The organism is Sporomusa acidovorans (genome assembly GCF_900101845.1).
GTDB lineage: Bacteria > Bacillota > Negativicutes > Sporomusales > Sporomusaceae > Sporomusa > Sporomusa acidovorans.
Genome location: NZ_FNAM01000023.1, coordinates 13,490 through 29,593 on the forward strand (window position 1 = coordinate 13,490; position 16,104 = coordinate 29,593).

At 44.9% G+C, this 16,104-nt stretch carries 14 protein-coding genes and 1 other annotated feature; of the genes, 9 read left to right on the top strand and 5 right to left on the bottom strand.

The window, feature by feature from the left end; translation table 11 throughout:
- Positions 1 to 8: 8 nt before the first annotated feature.
- Both sdaAA and BLR65_RS15905 read left to right on the top strand, forming a co-directional pair.
- Complete coding sequence (gene sdaAA / locus BLR65_RS15900; protein WP_093795171.1) at positions 9 to 896, top strand: L-serine ammonia-lyase, iron-sulfur-dependent, subunit alpha; 888 nt, start codon at positions 9 to 11, stop codon at positions 894 to 896.
- A 161-nt stretch (positions 897 to 1,057) separates the two neighbouring features.
- Positions 1,058 to 1,438, top strand: a complete 381-nt coding sequence (locus BLR65_RS15905; protein WP_093795172.1) for a RidA family protein — start codon at positions 1,058 to 1,060, stop codon at positions 1,436 to 1,438.
- 43 nt (positions 1,439 to 1,481) lie between these two features.
- On the opposite strand, the gene lgt is transcribed toward BLR65_RS15905, so the two are convergent.
- Complete coding sequence (lgt, locus tag BLR65_RS15910; RefSeq protein WP_093795173.1) at positions 1,482 to 2,273, bottom strand: prolipoprotein diacylglyceryl transferase; 792 nt, start codon at positions 2,271 to 2,273, stop codon at positions 1,482 to 1,484.
- Between the two features lie 72 nt (positions 2,274 to 2,345).
- On the opposite strand from lgt, the gene BLR65_RS15915 reads away from it, so the two are divergent.
- Together BLR65_RS15915 and BLR65_RS15920 are read left to right on the top strand one after the other, a co-directional pair.
- On the top strand, positions 2,346 to 2,882 hold the full coding sequence (locus tag BLR65_RS15915; protein WP_093795174.1) for a TlpA family protein disulfide reductase: 537 nt from the start codon (positions 2,346 to 2,348) through the stop codon (positions 2,880 to 2,882).
- Positions 2,872 to 3,576 carry a cytochrome c biogenesis CcdA family protein gene (locus BLR65_RS15920; protein ID WP_093795175.1) on the top strand — a complete coding sequence of 235 codons (705 nt, stop codon included), beginning with the start codon at positions 2,872 to 2,874 and terminating at the stop codon, positions 3,574 to 3,576. Before BLR65_RS15915 ends, BLR65_RS15920 begins: the two co-directional genes overlap by 11 nt.
- On the opposite strand, the gene BLR65_RS15925 is transcribed toward BLR65_RS15920, so the two are convergent.
- Positions 3,573 to 4,268 (bottom strand): metallophosphoesterase, encoded by a 696-nt coding sequence (locus BLR65_RS15925; RefSeq protein ID WP_093795176.1) that lies wholly within the window; start codon positions 4,266 to 4,268, stop codon positions 3,573 to 3,575. The genes BLR65_RS15920 and BLR65_RS15925 overlap by 4 nt on opposite strands.
- Positions 4,269 to 4,367: 99 nt before the next feature.
- The gene (locus BLR65_RS15930; RefSeq protein WP_093795177.1) at positions 4,368 to 7,634 is read right to left on the bottom strand and encodes a DEAD/DEAH box helicase; all 3,267 of its coding nucleotides are present in this window, start codon (positions 7,632 to 7,634) and stop codon (positions 4,368 to 4,370) included.
- A gap of 158 nt (positions 7,635 to 7,792) precedes the next feature.
- Here BLR65_RS15930 and BLR65_RS15935 point away from each other — a divergent pair, with 158 nt between their 5' ends.
- A complete protein-coding gene (locus tag BLR65_RS15935; RefSeq protein WP_093795178.1) occupies positions 7,793 to 9,175 on the top strand; it encodes an aminotransferase class V-fold PLP-dependent enzyme in 1,383 nt (460 codons plus the stop codon).
- Positions 9,176 to 9,369: 194 nt separating this feature from the next.
- Here BLR65_RS15935 and BLR65_RS15940 read toward each other — a convergent pair whose 3' ends face one another.
- Both BLR65_RS15940 and BLR65_RS29865 read right to left on the bottom strand, forming a co-directional pair.
- Positions 9,370 to 9,780: a hypothetical protein gene (locus BLR65_RS15940; RefSeq protein WP_093795179.1), complete on the bottom strand. Its 411-nt coding sequence runs from the start codon at positions 9,778 to 9,780 to the stop codon at positions 9,370 to 9,372.
- 108 nt (positions 9,781 to 9,888) lie between these two features.
- Positions 9,889 to 10,095 (top strand) — a binding site (T-box leader).
- Between the two features lies 1 nt (position 10,096).
- Positions 10,097 to 10,261, bottom strand: a complete 165-nt coding sequence (locus BLR65_RS29865; RefSeq protein WP_176772754.1) for a hypothetical protein — start codon at positions 10,259 to 10,261, stop codon at positions 10,097 to 10,099.
- Between the two features lie 47 nt (positions 10,262 to 10,308).
- On the opposite strand from BLR65_RS29865, the gene leuS reads away from it, so the two are divergent.
- From leuS to BLR65_RS15960, 4 genes are all read left to right on the top strand, one after another.
- Positions 10,309 to 12,789 carry a leucine--tRNA ligase gene (gene leuS / locus BLR65_RS15945; RefSeq protein ID WP_093795180.1) on the top strand — a complete coding sequence of 827 codons (2,481 nt, stop codon included), beginning with the start codon at positions 10,309 to 10,311 and terminating at the stop codon, positions 12,787 to 12,789.
- Positions 12,790 to 12,806: 17 nt separating this feature from the next.
- A complete protein-coding gene (trxA, locus tag BLR65_RS15950; RefSeq protein WP_143122598.1) occupies positions 12,807 to 13,148 on the top strand; it encodes a thioredoxin in 342 nt (113 codons plus the stop codon).
- A gap of 124 nt (positions 13,149 to 13,272) precedes the next feature.
- Complete coding sequence (locus BLR65_RS15955) at positions 13,273 to 14,835, top strand: bifunctional metallophosphatase/5'-nucleotidase (RefSeq protein WP_169717035.1); 1,563 nt, start codon at positions 13,273 to 13,275, stop codon at positions 14,833 to 14,835.
- Positions 14,836 to 14,964: 129 nt separating this feature from the next.
- Entirely contained in the window at positions 14,965 to 16,092 is a 1,128-nt protein-coding gene (locus tag BLR65_RS15960) for a hydrogenase small subunit (RefSeq protein ID WP_093795183.1), read from the top strand.
- The last annotated feature ends 12 nt before the right edge of the window (positions 16,093 to 16,104 follow it).

Genomic DNA, 16,104 nt, shown 5'->3' on the forward strand with positions numbered 1-16,104 from the left:
GTGAGCAGATGTCACTAGCTAAATTATCGTTAGAGGAATGGATGCAAACCGCCGCCGGGCAAGCGGTTTCGTTTGCCGACTTTTGCGTCGAATTTCAGAGTAAGCAGTTGGAACTGCCTCCCGATAAGGTAATTGCCCGCATGGCAGCAATGCTGGCGGTGATGGAAGAATCAATAACCACCGGGCTTAAGGGGCCTCGTTCCAAAGGTGGCTTAGTCGGCGGCGACGCTCAAAAGTTACAGAAATATCTGAGTGGCAAAAAGCGGAGCATATTGGGAAATGTTGTCGGCAAAGCGGTGATGTATTCACTGGCGGTAGGCGAAGCCAATGCTGCCATGGGGCGGATCGTCGCCGCTCCCACCGCCGGTTCGAGCGGTGTACTTCCGGCTGTTCTGTTTACTATGAAAGAAGAGTTGCATCTTTCTCAAAGTGAACTGGCCAAAGGACTGGTAGTGGCGGGTGCCATTGGCATGGTTATTGCATCCAGGGCATCGCTTGCCGGCGCTGCCGGCGGCTGCCAGGCCGAATGCGGTTCTGCCGGGGCTATGGCCGCAGGCGCCATGGTATCCTTATTGGGCGGGACACCGGCGCAAGTAGGACATGCTGTCGCCATTACCATTAAAAATATGCTAGGCTTAGTGTGCGACCCGGTTGCCGGTTTAGTGGAAGTGCCTTGCGTTAAACGCAACGCCGGAGCAGTGGCGCAGGCTATGGTTGCTGCCGAAATGGCTCTTGCCGGGATTGAAAGTGTAATCCCGCCGGATGAAGTAATTGACGCTATGGATGCGGTCGGCCAGTCAATGCATTGTTCCCTTAAAGAAACCGCCCAGGGCGGTTTGGCGGTAACACCCACTGCCTTGGCGTTGACTGAAAAAATATTTGGTCATACGATATGATCCTTCCGCCAGGGTGTTAGCAGCGTTCCGGCACTGGCGCGTGATCGCCGCTTTTACCAACACTCTGTCTGGAAATCTTTATTAGCTATTATATAATTAAGCAGGTTTTTTCTGATAAATGTAGAAAAATCAAGAAGAATAAATATTTGGAGGACTGCAGCATGAAAACAGTTGTTTCTTCTGATCGTGCCCCGCAGGCTATTGGTCCCTATTCTCAGGCTATTAAGGCCAATGGTTTCTTGTTTGTTTCTGGGCAAATTCCGCTTGACCCAATTACCGGACAGATTGTCTATGGCGGGATAGAAGGCCAGACATATCAGGTACTTGCCAACCTGCAGGCAATTTTGGAAAAAGAGGGTCTCAGTTTTGACGATGTCGTGAAGACCACCGTATTTTTGAAGGATATGGATGATTTTGCGGTAATGAATAAAATTTATAGTCAATCCTTTACTACGAATCCGCCGGCCCGCGCATGTGTGCAAGTTGCCAAGCTGCCGCGCGATGTCAGTGTGGAAATTGAAATAATAGCCGTATATCCTTAACATAAGAAAAGCCGAAACCGGAAGGGTTTCGGCTTTTCTTACATTATTTTTTGCTATTCATACCAATACGTTCACCATAGTAACTTTGCCTTACAAACAAGACAAGTCCGACAAGAATAACAGCCAGGCTTGTAAGCTGAGCTGATTTTAGGCCAAATAGCAATGTGCCATAGTCTCCGCGGAGAAATTCCAGAAAAAAGCGGGCAGTAGAATATAGTATGGCATACAGGATGAAAACCTGCCCTTTGGCATGGTTGGTTGTTCTAAAAATCAATAACAGTACAAAGATAACGACATCAATTTGGCCCTCCCAAATTTCCGCCGGCCATAACGGTTGGTTGCCATATACCTGGTGAGCCAAAGTGGTAGAGGGATAGAGGATGCCAAAATTGCCGCCTGTTGGGTGGCCGAAGGCATCGCCGTTCATTAAATTAGCCATTCGCCCAATGGCTTGTCCCATGATGATTGCCGGAGCGGCCACAATATCGGCAAATGCCCAGGTATCAATTTTATGAACTTTTGTGTAGATAATACCGGCAATAGCGCCTAATAAAACACCGCCCTGAATGGCCATGCCGCCCTGCCAGACGAAAGGGATCTCCAGTAAATGGTGTTGATAATATTCCCAATCGAAAAAGAAAACATCCCATAAACGGGCGCCGACAATGCCGGCCAAGCCACAGTAAATGCCAATGTCAGGCACATGTTGGTGCCAGCGGCCATCCTGTTTGGCCAGAAAATAAGCGGTGCCTGTCGCCAAAATAATACTCAGGCTTAAGATTAAACCATAAGCCCGGATCGGAAAATCCCCGATAAAAAAGAGGTACTGATGCATAATGTGTTGAAACCTCCATAGTAATTAGTAGTAGCCAACCCTAACGCATAGAAACGTAAGGAAGGGGATCAAATGTCAAAAAGATTTATCGTTTTAGCCATTGCAATCATTGCCATGACGGTGGCAATCGGTTTTATTGCTATGCAGCCCGAAAATTTTCTGAGAACTCAACCTGACAAACCGGCGGTTGACTCAGGGGTAACGGTAGGCAAACAACTGCCGGAATTTACACTTTCGACCCTTAACGGAAAAATGACGAAAGTATCTCCCGCTGCCCAGCAAGTCACTATTCTTAATTTTTGGGCAACCTGGTGTCCGCCTTGTCGCCAGGAGATGCCTGAACTTGAGAAGTTTGCCCAACAGTATAGCGGCAAAGTAGGTTTTTATGCGATTAATATTCAGGAGCCGGTTGCAACAGTGAACGAATTTTTGGCACATAATAAATATACCATGAATGTGCTCAGCGATAAAACGGGTGAGGTATCCCAGAATTTTCGTATTAATAGTATTCCAACCACGTTGGTTATTGATAAACAGGGTATCATTAAATATCGAAAGTCAGGTCCTGTTACAGTAGCTGAACTGGAAGGAGTGCTACATGGATTATAACCTTACGCTGGTAACCGTTTTCGGGGCGGGAGTCGTTTCTTTTTTATCACCTTGTGTATTGCCCATGCTGCCAACCTATGCAGCACTGTTAGCCGGTACGGGTACTCAGACACAATCTGGTTTAAGACAATGGCTTTTTATCGTGAATGCCCTCAGCTTTTTAAGCGGGTTTGCGTTGACCTTTATTGCCATGGGGGCAACAGCATCCCTTATTGGTGAGTTTTTCTTTTATTATCAGGAGGTTATCCGTAAGGTTGGCGCAGTTTTTATGGCGATTATGGGCTTACAGCTGCTTGGCTTAATAAAGATCCCCTGTCTTGACCGTGAATATCGCCCTTTATTACAGGGAGCTTTTGCCGGACCATTCGGAGCTTTCTTACTTGGATTGGCGTTTACGGCCGGTTGGACACCGTGTACGGGGCCGATACTTGCTACCGTGCTTATGTATGCCGGCTCGGCGGCTACGGTCGTTCAGGGAGCTTTTTTATTGTTTGTATATGCTATGGGTTTTTGTTTGCCCTTTTTGTTTCTGGCTTTGGTGTTAAACCGTTACCTGGATCAGATTAAGGGACTGTATAAATGGCTGCCGCTTATTCAACAGGCAGCGGGAGCCGTACTCGTGGCGGCCGGTATTCTCATTTATTTTGATTGGCTGCAAAAAGCAGTAGGCTTGGTATGGGGAATTTTCAATTAGATAATTTGTTTTACGGTAAACCCTAGTGCATCGCAGGATACCAGTTCGTAGAATGTCCCGTTAATCATGCCGGTAGCGGCGGCTTTGATTGAGGATTCACTGTGCAGATGACCATAAATACAGATAGCTACCTCGTACTTATTAATTAAGTCGGAAAAGCCTGTGCCTATTTGCTGGTTGTATAACGGAGGAAAGTGGAGCATAAGGATAATCCGGGTAAAACCGGCGTCGCGGGCGGCACTGAGAGAAGCCTCAACCCGCAGAAGCTCCCGCTTAAAAATGGCTTGATCCGGTGTTTTAAACAGCGGGTCTTCCGGGCATATCCAGCCTCTACTGCCACAAATTGCCCACTGCCCGGCAGTAGAAAAATTATTATTAAGAAATTCAAATTTATCTTCAGTGGCTTTCTTCATTTTGCTTACTGTCTGCCACCAGTAATCATGATTGCCGCGAATCATGATTTTTCTACCAGGAAGATCGGCAATGGCGTTCAGGTCGACAAGTGCGTCGGCCAATTTCATAGCCCAGGAAATGTCGCCGGCGATAAGGACGACGTCCTCGGCGGTGACCTGTTCCTGCCAACTTGTTTTTATTTTTTCCCAGTGACCTTCCCAGTGTTTGCCAAACACGCTCATTGGCTTGGTTGGCGGCTGGCCTGATAAATGGGTGTCCGCTATGGCAAATATCTTCATATTAGAAAGTATCCTTTTTATTTTCTTTATGGCTATGGTAATGCCTGGAATCTATTTTATCCAATATTTAAGTGAATAGCAAATAAAAAGTATGAGTTACTATACAGTAAACAATTCTCTGATTTCAGCTTCGGTCATCTTGGTCAGAAGGCTTTCGCCAGGCCGGATGAGGGAGTCAATGATTTCCTTTTTTTTCTGCTGCAGCAAATATATTTTTTCTTCAATCGTATTTTTCGTAATCAGCTTATAAACATGTACGGAATTTTTCTGTCCAATGCGGTAAGCACGATCGGTAGCCTGATCTTCGACAGCCGGATTCCACCATGGATCATAGTGAATAACCATGTCGGCACCGGTAAGGTTAAGGCCGGTACCGCCTGCCTTTAGTGAAATAAGGAAGACATCCTTTTCACCGGCGTTAAAGGCGTTAACCAGTCTGATCCGGTCTTCAGCTTTGGTGGTTCCATCTAAATAGTGGTAACTGATCTTCATGGCCGTAAGTTCTTCTTTAATTATGGCCAACATACCGGTAAACTGCGAAAATAACAGTAGCCTATGGCCGCCGCCGGTAGCATCTTTTATTAATTCCTGCAGCATTGCTAGTTTGCCGCTGCTACCCTGATAATTTTCAATAAAGAGGGAAGGGTGGGAGCAGATTTGTCTAAGCCGGGTTAACAACGAAAGTATTTTAATTTGACTTTTTTCAAAACCCTTGTTGCTGATTTCGGTTTCGAATTCCTGCCTGGCTTTTAGAAGCCAGGCAGTATATAGCCTGGCCTGCTCCGCCGTCATTTCACTAACCATTTTACTTTCAATTTTTTCCGGCAGTTCTTTTAGAACTGTTTTTTTCATACGTCGCAAAATAAACGGTTTAATATGGCGGCCCAGCTCTTTGAGAGCCTGAGTATCGCCATTTTTAACAATGGGAATCTCAAATCGTTTTGTAAAAACCTTATGGGTACGCAGATAGCCGGGCATTAGAAAATCAAAAATAGACCATAATTCTGTCAGTGTGTTTTCAATGGGTGTGCCGGTAAGGGCAAAATAGCTTCTTGCTTTAATTTGTTTAACAGAGCGGGCGTTTAATGTATTGGGGTTTTTAATGTGTTGTGCTTCATCAAGAAAACAATACGCAAAATTTCTTTTTTCGTAGAATGCAATATCTCGTTTTATAAGAGCGTACGAGGTTATGATTATATCGTTGCCGTCAATTTCTTTAAGCTGTTCCAGACGCTCCGCCGGCTGACCGCAAATAACGAGTGCTTTTAAACCAGGCGCAAATTTCGCTACCTCTTCCTGCCAGTTAAATATCAATGTAGTTGGCGCAATGACCAGAGAAGGTTCGGATAAATTTTTCTTTTCGGCAAGAATAAATGTGATTACCTGCAAAGTCTTTCCCAGACCCATGTCGTCGGCCAAAATACCTCCCAAACCGTAATGCGCCAGTGCCTTAAGCCATTTTACGCCTGTTTTCTGGTAGTCGCGTAGCTTTCCCTGAATCCCGGCAGGGACAGCGTATTCAAAATCCTGGGGCTCACGAATATCCTGTACCATACGTTTAAAGGCGCTGTTTCTTTCCAAGGAACAAGCGGGTGCTTCCCGCGTTATGCTGTCCAAGTACAAAGCATGGTATTTAGGCAGCTCAACTACCTGTTTTTTTATATCGGCCGGGCGAAGGCCTAATTCCTCAATAAGCCCGGCGACTGTCTGGAATTCAGGGGAATCGAGCGGTATAAATGCGCCTGTGGAGAGGCGGTGATAGCGTTTTTTTAGTTTATAGGCAGCTAGTAATTCAATAAGCTCCTGTGGAGATATATCGTCAAGGTTGAGGGAAAATTCCAGCATGTCGGTACTGGTATTCAATCTAATACCGGCGGTAATTTTTCCGGGTGGCTGGAGTTTCATATTCATAAAAGCATCGGAGTAAAAAACTTCTGCAGTAGCCTCAAGTTCCGGCAGTGCCTGCTGTAAGAAATCGTAAGCAGCTTCTTCTTCGGCTAATACCAGCTTGTCTGTTGACCGAACAAAACCGTGGCGATAAAAAATATTCAATAGCATTTTTTCTTCGATAGTTGACCGCAGCAGCCAGTGATCATTAGCGACAGTTTCTGCTGGCTTAGTGTCAGCATGGGGATCAATTATCAGGTTGCCATAACAAAATTCAATTCTTGCACTTATTCCTGCGGCAAATTTATCGAGATATACCCGTTTTAGTAATTCTTCTTTACGAATTTTTCTATGGACAGCGGATTCAATGGTAACGGTTGCAATGGTCTCCAATGCAGGTAAAGTAGCTGATACAAATTCGGACACTGCTGTCGCCGGAATATTTACTTCCTGGTTACGGTTCTCACTGAAGCAATTTAGCAATTGTTTCAGATACTGTGCAAAGACAGTGTCGACATGGTAGATTGCGTTATGATAATAAATATAATGAAACTCGGAGTCAAGTCCGTAGAATTCGTCATCGGCTAAGTCCATGACCAGTTTTAAGCCGCCTTTTATCGTTTGGATAGTAAGCCTGACAGGTGGTCTGGCATTAATAATACGAACACCTGCTGTTTTTTTGCCGTTAATTGCGACCGCAAAGGGCTGATCCCCCATTGCCGCCAGAAAACGCAGCAGGTTAGTATTCGTGAGTTTAAGTTGCCGGGAATCACTAAAAGCCGAATGGAATAAAGGGCCGGAAAAAGAGTTGGGATACCAAAAAGTTCGTTCATTTTCTTCTTTATAAGCCTGGCGTAATAGGGTGATTAACTTAGCCGACAAGTCGTCAAACTCAATATGTTGAGGTCTTATTGTCAAATTTTTTCCAAAAATAATTTCTTGGTTGGTATCGAGCGCGGATAGTAATTGGGGAATATCTTTTACTACATACATACGGTCAGAACCGATGGTAAACTCTACATAGTTTGTTTTTCGCGTATTGTTTCCCGAAAACCCATAAATAGGAGTAAGCTTTATTAAACAAGCTGTTATTTTTTTGTCAGAAGTTATTTTGATCGCTTGGTTTTGAAAAAAGTCAAGCAGTTTCCGGGTAGTTTGTGTAAGCGGCACCGGTTTAAGTATGCCAAAGTATTGTGGCCAAACGTGTTGAATGGCTTTTAATACGGCAACAATATGTTTGCAGGCACCCTTGTTGCTGTGAAATGCAGGGCAATCACAGGAATATTGCTTAATTTTTTGTTGACCGTTAAAGGTTACCGATACTATATAAAAATATTGGCTGCGTACCCGTGCTTCAAAGGTGTTGTCACAGTTCGATAAATGTAAATTATCAACGCAATTGTTATAATAATAGTGACAGCCTTTCATATAAGCGGCATCAGACTCTGCCTCCGCTCTAATTATTTCATCGGCTAACATGTTGGCTTCCTTTCAGCTTTCAGTACTTATTGTTTAATTAGTCTGCCTCAGATAAAAATCCTGCTTTGTTGTGTTCCCAACGCAATAATCTTAAGCATACATTATAGTAGCGCCAGATATATACTTATAATTACTATAATGTAAAGCGGGGTTAAAACATGAAGCATCGTAATAAGCCGGAAGCTTATTTCCGCAGCCTGGTGGCGGGGGCAGAAACAATGATACCACTGGCAAATGGCAAGTACGTTACCGCCATTAACTTTGATAATGCGGCTACCACACCACCGTTTTGCTCCGTGTTAAAAAAAATTGTTCAATTTTCTCCCTGGTATGCTTCTGTTCACCGGGGTAAAGGTTATAAATCCATTCTTACTTCCAAGCTATATGAGCATAGCCGGGAGGTAGTGAGACAGTTTGTTCATGCTGATAAGCGCGATGTGGTTATTTTTACTAACAACACTACCGAGTCTATTAATATGCTAGCCTACGCGCTTGCAGACCAAGATGAAAAGCAAGTTGTTTTGTCAACAAGTATGGAACACCTGGCTAATGATATGCCGTGGCGGGATAAATATAAAATAGAATATGTGGCGTTAACTGGATCCGGACAATTATTACTAAAAGACTTGGAGGCAAAACTGCAGTTATATGAGAATAAGGTTAAGCTTGTCACGGTAACAGGTGCTTCCAATGTAACCGGCTACGTCAACCCCATCAGCAAGATTGCCCGGCTGGCTCACCAATACGGAACTAAGATTTTGGTGGACGGAGCCCAATGGGTGCCGCATATGCCGGTTGATATGAAACCGTATACTTCGCCCGAGCATATTGACTATTTAGCATTTTCCGCACATAAAATGTACGCGCCTTTTGGTGCCGGGGTCCTCATAGGACCGAAAGAGACCTTTAGCAAAGCTGTGCCTGTATATCAGGGAGGGGGAGCTGTTGGGCTGGTTTCTCACCAGGCGATTGAATGGGATGAGCCGCCTGCAAAATATGAGGCCGGAACTCCCAACATAATGGGTGTGTTGGCACTTACTACAGCAATAGAAACATTAAATAATCTGAATCTTCATGATGTATGTCAATACGAACGCGGATTGATTGACTATGCAATAGACGGTTTGTCAAAAATACCCGGGGTTACCCTTTACAGTGCTGACGATGGCAACGAAGAGAGGGTAAGTTTGATATCCTTTGCCATGGAGGGGCTGCACCATAGCCAAATTGCAGAGGCATTATCCCAAGAAGCCGGGATTGCTGTCCGTAACGGCTTGTTCTGCGCTCATCCTTATGTGGAAAAGTTACTAAATGTAAGCGAGAAAGAAATTGAATATTATCAGACTCATGACGATACTACTATTCCGGGAATCGTTCGGATCAGCTTCGCGCTGTATAATAATTTCGACGAAATAAATATTTTTTTAAACCTTTTGGAGCATATCGCTAAGCATCTTCAATACTATGCTTGGAAATATCGTTATGTGCTGGAACCTGAGCGTTGCGGCAAACGGCAAGCCCCAAATTATCCGTACTGCTAGTCCCGGCGGTAAACACAAAAACCACCCAGACTTCATTGTTTGAGTTTACGGGTGGTTCTTGTGTATAAGTTGACTTTGCCTTCATTTACATAACAAAACTGACTGATTTAATCCATTTCTTAAGGTTGGTCGCAAATATTATTTGTGCAGATTTCGCTAAATCGGGCCATTCGAGGCGTGTCCATATACGCAAGTTATGTATGGGCTTGCGTGTTTTGCTCATAGATCCACTCCTCTAATTTTTTTAACACTTCCTTGCGGGCCAGCTCGCATTCTTCTCCCCGCCATTCTTGTCCGGTTTGATTGTCAAACCAGGAATCTTTTTCAGAAAAAGTACCGGTTGGATATAACTTTTCTTTGGCGGCATCCAAAATGCCATCAAGCATACTTTGCTTAATGTTTTTTCTGATCATACGGCAACCGGCTTTTTCAGTAGTAGAAACCTCTATGCCGTCCGGACCAGTACTTAATCCAACATGAGAAAGCAGCTTTCCTTGCAGACCTGCGGCGGAAATAGCCTGTTTGGCATAAGCGGCAGCCTGATCACGTTTGATGCTGTCATCATCAACGGTGACTCTTACATTGCCGATAATAAGCTTATACATGACGCACCTCCTTATGAATTATTGTATGAAGGTTTGCTTGAGATAGAACTATTTTTAGCACTGGCTGATAAGTTGACTTTTGTAATTTGTTGCTATATAATGGGATAAGCAAATCTGAAGAGGCAGAGTAGTAAGCTTTTATGGCAGTTCAGAAAGTTGGCGGCGGTTGCGAGCCAATTGGCATGATAGCTGAACTCGCTGCGGAGGAGTGACTGTGAATTGCAAGTAGCGGTCGACGCCAGCCAGCGTTACAGGCAATGAGTGGATGACAATTGTCATCAAACAGGGTGGTACCGCGAGAATCTCGTCCCTGGCGTCAGCCACGGGACTTTTTTGCATTATCAGAAAGTAACCCCTTTCTGATAATCAGTAAAACAGCCAGGACTTCTGCCCGTGGCCTAAGGGTTTGGTCAAACCGGACTTTACTGCCATACCACACGGGTATAAGTGCAACACCGGCTTCCGCTTTCGTCAATAGCATGGCGAAAGCTGTGTTTTCTTTACTATTTGTCCGAGGGGGATTACTTGATGAACGAGAAATACACGCCGCGCGAAATTGAAGCTAAATGGCAAAAAAATTGGGCTGAAAATGATGCATTTTGTACAACAATTAACCGTCAGCGACCGGAATACTATGTGCTGGAAATGTTTCCGTATCCGTCAGGCAATTTGCACATGGGTCATGTGCGCAATTATTCGATTGGTGATGTTATTGCCAGATTTAAAGTAATGCAAGGGTATAACGTATTGCATCCGATGGGGTGGGATGCTTTTGGCATGCCGGCCGAAAATGCCGCTATTAAACATGGCATTCATCCTTCGTCCTGGACTTGGGACAATATCGCCAATATGCGCCGGCAGCAGCAAGAACTGGGCCTATCTTACGACTGGGACCGTGAGGTAGCTACTTGCCATCCTAATTATTATCATTGGACGCAATGGCTGTTTTTGCTGTTTTTTGAACGTGGTTTGGCTTATAAAAAGAAAGCGGCGGTAAATTGGTGTAACGAATGTAATACTGTGCTGGCAAACGAACAGGTTGTTGATGGTCGCTGCTGGCGCTGTGACTCGGTTGTCGTTAAAAAAGACCTTGAACAATGGTTTTTGAAAATAACAGATTATGCTGACCGCCTATTGGCAGATTTAAATGAGCTCAAAGGTTGGCCTGAACGGGTCAAAACAATGCAAGAAAACTGGATAGGCCGTAGTGAAGGTGCCGAGTTTAGCTTTGAAGTGCCGGAAATTGACGGAAGAATTGCTGTATACACAACCCGTCATGACACGGTATTCGGTGTTAGTTATATTGTGTTGGCACCAGAACATGCTTTGGTGGACAAGCTTATTACCGGCAAACCGGAAGAGGCGGCAGTCAGAGCTTTCGTTGAACGGGTCCGCAACCAGAGCGATATAGACCGGACCTCCAATGAAGCGGAAAAGGAAGGCATCTTTACCGGCGCTTATGCCATTCATCCGTTTACCGGCGAAAAAGTGCCTATATGGATTGCCAATTATGTTTTAGTGGAATATGGCACAGGGGCAGTTATGGGTGTGCCTGCACATGACCAGCGTGACTGGGATTTTGCGGGAAAATATGGATTACCGAAAAAAGTTGTTGTTCAGCCTGTCGATAGAGAGCTTGTGCTTGATAAAATGACCGGTGCCTATGACGGACAAGGAATTATGGTCAACTCTGGAGAGTTCAGCGGCCTGGACAATGAAACCGGCAAAATAAAAATTGCCCAGTGGTTTGAACAGAAAGGCATTGGTAAACGCCGTGTTAACTACCGCTTACGGGATTGGCTTATTTCCCGTCAGCGTTATTGGGGCGCGCCGATTCCTATCATCTATTGTCCGAAGTGTGGTACCGTGCCTGTGCCCAAAGAACAGCTTCCGGTTATGTTACCGGAAAATGTTGACTTTGCCGGCGGTTCTGTATCGCCCTTGGCTAAAGCAGAGGATTTTGTAAATTGCACATGCCCTAAATGCGGTGGAAAAGCACGCCGGGAAACCGACACTATGGATACTTTTATTTGCTCGTCCTGGTATTACTTCCGTTATACCAGCCCGCATAGTGCGGACGAACCTTTTGATCCTGACAAGGCGAATTACTGGATGCCTGTTGATCAGTATATCGGCGGTATTGAACATGCTATTTTGCATCTTTTATATTCGAGATTCTTTACCAAAGTACTGAAGGATGCCGGGTTGGTTAACGTAAATGAGCCGTTCAAAAACCTGTTGACGCAGGGAATGGTTATTAAAGACGGCTCCAAGATGTCTAAATCAAAAGGCAACGTCGTTTCGCCTGAAGAAATTATCGGCAAATATGGTGCTGATACCGCTAGGCTGTTTATCCTGTTCGCCGCACCGCCTGAACGCGATCTGGAGTGGAGCGATCAGGGCGTAGAGGGAGCGTACCGCTTCTTAGGGCGGCTATGGCGGATTATTGAGCATTACGTGCCACTGGTTAAAGCCTCCGTGCCGGAGGGGGACTCTATTGAACTCACCAAGCCGGAAAAAGAACTGCGCCGTATTTTACATATCACGATTAAACGTGTTACGGAGGATATTGGTCAGCGCTTCAATTTCAATACCGCGATTAGCGCCATAATGGAATTAGTCAATGCGATGTACGCACTTAAGGAGCAAGGGGTAACCCCGAATGCGGCCTTGGCCCGGGAAGTGGTTTCCGGTCTGTTACGAATGCTTGCACCATTTGCGCCGCATATTACGGAAGAACTTTGGCAGGAAACAATTGCCGAAGGCAGTGTTCATAAGCAATTTTGGCCGACATTCGATGCTGCTGCTACCGAAGTGGAAGAAGTCGAGATTGTTCTGCAGATTAATGGCAAAGTTCGGGATAAAGTTGTTGTTCCGGTAGGCTTAACGGCCAAAGAACTTGAAAAGACAGCTCTCGAACAACCGAAAGTTCAGGAACACATTGCCGGCAAACAAGTGGTAAAAGTTATTTCGGTACCGCAGAAACTGGTTAATATTGTTGTCAAATAGGGATAATATATATGTATATGCTTGAGGAGGCGAAAAAACGTATGCTTACTATTAAAAATGCAGCTGAGTTTAATGAATCGGTACTTAAGTCTGATAAACCGTCATTGGTTGATTTTTGGGCTCCTTGGTGCGGCCCCTGCAAGATGGTGGCACCGGAAGTCGAGGCTGTTGCCCAAAAATTTGAAGGGCGGGCTGTTGTCGCCAAAGTTAATGTTGACGAACAGCAAGAGCTGGCTAGCCAGTATAATGTGATGAGTATTCCTACATTAGTGGTTTTTAAAAACGGCAACGAAGTTGGTCGGATTACAGGTTATCGCCCGCAAAAGGACATTGGCGATATATTAGAAAAGGCGCTGTAGAACAAAACTCCCGGAATTATCCGGGAGTTTATTTTATTAGAGAAATTATTGGCATAAAACTTGTATTTATTAGGATGTTTTGTCATAATTGAAAATGCCTGATAAGAGAGGAGGGTATAAATTAATGCCAATTAAGAAACTGGGGCTATTTATTGCAGTCCTTTGTATGCATTTATTTTGTTTTTTGCCGGCTGTTTCTGCAGAAGAAGCAATTGAAGAAGTAGAGATCAGCGTATTGTCAATCAATGATTTTCATGGTGCCTTGTCTGAAAATGGAAAGAATCCCGGGCTGGCAAAGCTGGCAGCTTTCTTAAAGGAGGAAGTGTCGAAAAATCCTGCCGGGACAATTCTTGTCAGTGCGGGTGATATGTTTCAGGGAACCCCAGAATCAAACATGCTTTACGGACAACCTGTTGTTGAGGCGATGAACGAATTAGGATTTTCAGCGATGGCCGTAGGCAATCATGAATTTGACTGGGGTATCCGGGTGCTCAAGGAACGTATTGCGCAATCCAAATTTCCCTACCTTGCGGCCAATATCATTGATAAAACTACCGGCAAGCCTGTGAGCTTTGTTAAACCGTATACAATAATTGAAAAAAACGGTGTAAAAATTGCCGTAATCGGCTTGGCGACCCCGGAAACAGCTTTTAAGACAAATCCGAAATACATAAGAAATTATCGCTTTGCCGATCCTGCTAAAACTGTAACTAAACTCATTCCTGAGGTAAAACAGCAGGGGGCCGATATAATCGTCATATTATCTCATTTGGGCAGTGAAGTTGAACCGCTGACCCAGGAAGTGAAAGGTGAAGCAGCCGATTTGGCGCATAACGCGGCCAATATGGATGCAATTATCTCCGGCCATACTCATTTGATGGTCGATGGCCTGGTAAATTCTGTGCCGATTGTTCAGGCGGCTTATAATGGACGGGCAGTGGCGGAAGTCACATTTACCTATTCTAAAAATGCCAGGAAAATTGTAGCTGTTAAGACCCGTGTTGCCGAACTTGCGCTCACTAAACTGAATGCAGACGAGAAGGTAGCGGCGATTATCGACAAGGCCAAAGAAGAAGTAGCTCCATTAAAAAACAAGGTTCTAGGCCAGACGGTATACGACTTACAGCATGAAAAATTTTCCCTTTCGGTCTTAGGGCAGTGGGTAACAGACAGTATGCTTTACAAAGCACATGCTGATATTGCTTTCGAAAATGGCGGCGGTCTGCGCTCCGGTATTCCGGCAGGAAAAATTACCTTGGGTAGTTTGTATCAGGTCGTGCCTTTTGACAACACCCTGGTTACCATGGAACTGACCGGAAGACAGGTCATGGAGGTTCTTGAACATGGTATTGATAATAAGCAAATAGGGATGCTGCAGTTTTCCGGCCTTGTTGTGGAGGTTGAGCGGTCATTGCCGGCAAGTATGAAGATTACCCGGGTGCGACTTACCGATGGAAGCAAACTAAGTCTGACTAAAACCTATAAAGTTGTCATAAATGATTTTATGGCCCAGGGGGGCGACGGTTTTACCGTATTTGCCCAAGGAAAACATAAAATGGATACTCAGATTCCTTTGCGTGATTGCCTTATTGAGGCTGTAGAAAAGGCAAAAACACTTAACGTTGTTGAGGATCATCGTTTTGTTGAGGCGTTCACGCAAGCTAAGATCAAAAGGCCTGCTGCTTAAATTGCTAGTGAGGTACTTTTTTACTAAATAATTATTATTTTATATGATTCATTAACAGGAAACTGACGATAAAAGCAGAATAATCAATTAAGGATTTATTTGGTACTGCCAATTTTAGGGGGGGCGACAATGGAAAAACGGGACACTCTTTGGGGGTTATTCCAAAAAAAGAATATTAGCAGACGGGATTTTATCAAAACTTGCGTAGCGTTAACCAGTATAATGGGGTTGTCCGCCGATCTGATACCACAAGTCATTGAAGCAGCGGAGAAAAAAACGCTGCCGCCGGTTATTTGGCTTCATGGTCATGAGTGTACAGGCTGTGACGAATCGTTCATTCGCTCACAGACACCATTAGCTTCTGATTTAATTCTCAATATGATAGCCCTTGAATATATGGATGTATTGGCTGCTGCTGCCGGTGAACCGCTAGAGCATCACCTGGAGGAGGTAATAAAAGCCTATGCCGGTCAGTATCTTCTAATTTTTGAAGGGGCTGTACCGGCAGCGGAAAACGGTATCTATTGCATGGTAGGCGGCAAACCAATTCTTGAGACCTTAAAGCATGTAGCTAAAGATGCTGCCGCTATTATTGAAAATGGTTCCTGCGCCGCTTGGGGCGGCATTCAGGCGGCCAGGCCCAATCCGACTAAATCAGTGGCCGTTAGCGAAGTAATCAGCGGCAAGCCGATTATTAAAGTTCCCGGTTGTCCGCCGATACCGGAAGTACTGACAGGCACGGTTATGCATTATGCTTTATTCGGTCAGTTACCGCCTGTTGATAGTCAGGGGCGTCCTAAACAGTTTTTTGGCAATCGGATCCATGATACTTGTTACCGGCGTCCATTTTTTGATTCGGGTATGTTTGTTGAAAAATTTGATGACATGGCCAGTAAGGCGGGCTGGTGTTTATACAAGGTAGGCTGCCGGGGGCCGGAGGCCTACAATTCCTGTGGTAATATGCGCTGGTGGAATGGTATGAGTTATCCCATTCAGTCAGGCGCACCCTGTGTAGCCTGTGCGTCTAACAATTTCTGGGATAATGATCCGTTCTACGAACGATTACCCAATATTCCGCTGCCGAATACCATTGCGAATGCTGATAAAGTTGGCGCTGTATTGGCTGGTGTCACTACTGCCGGCGTAGTGGCACACGGCATAGCTTCTTATGTTCAGCATAGCCGGCATGAAGCAAAAACGGAAAAAGAACGGCAGGACAGTGAACAACCTAAGCCTCAGCAAGACCAGGACGAATAAAGGACGAGGAGG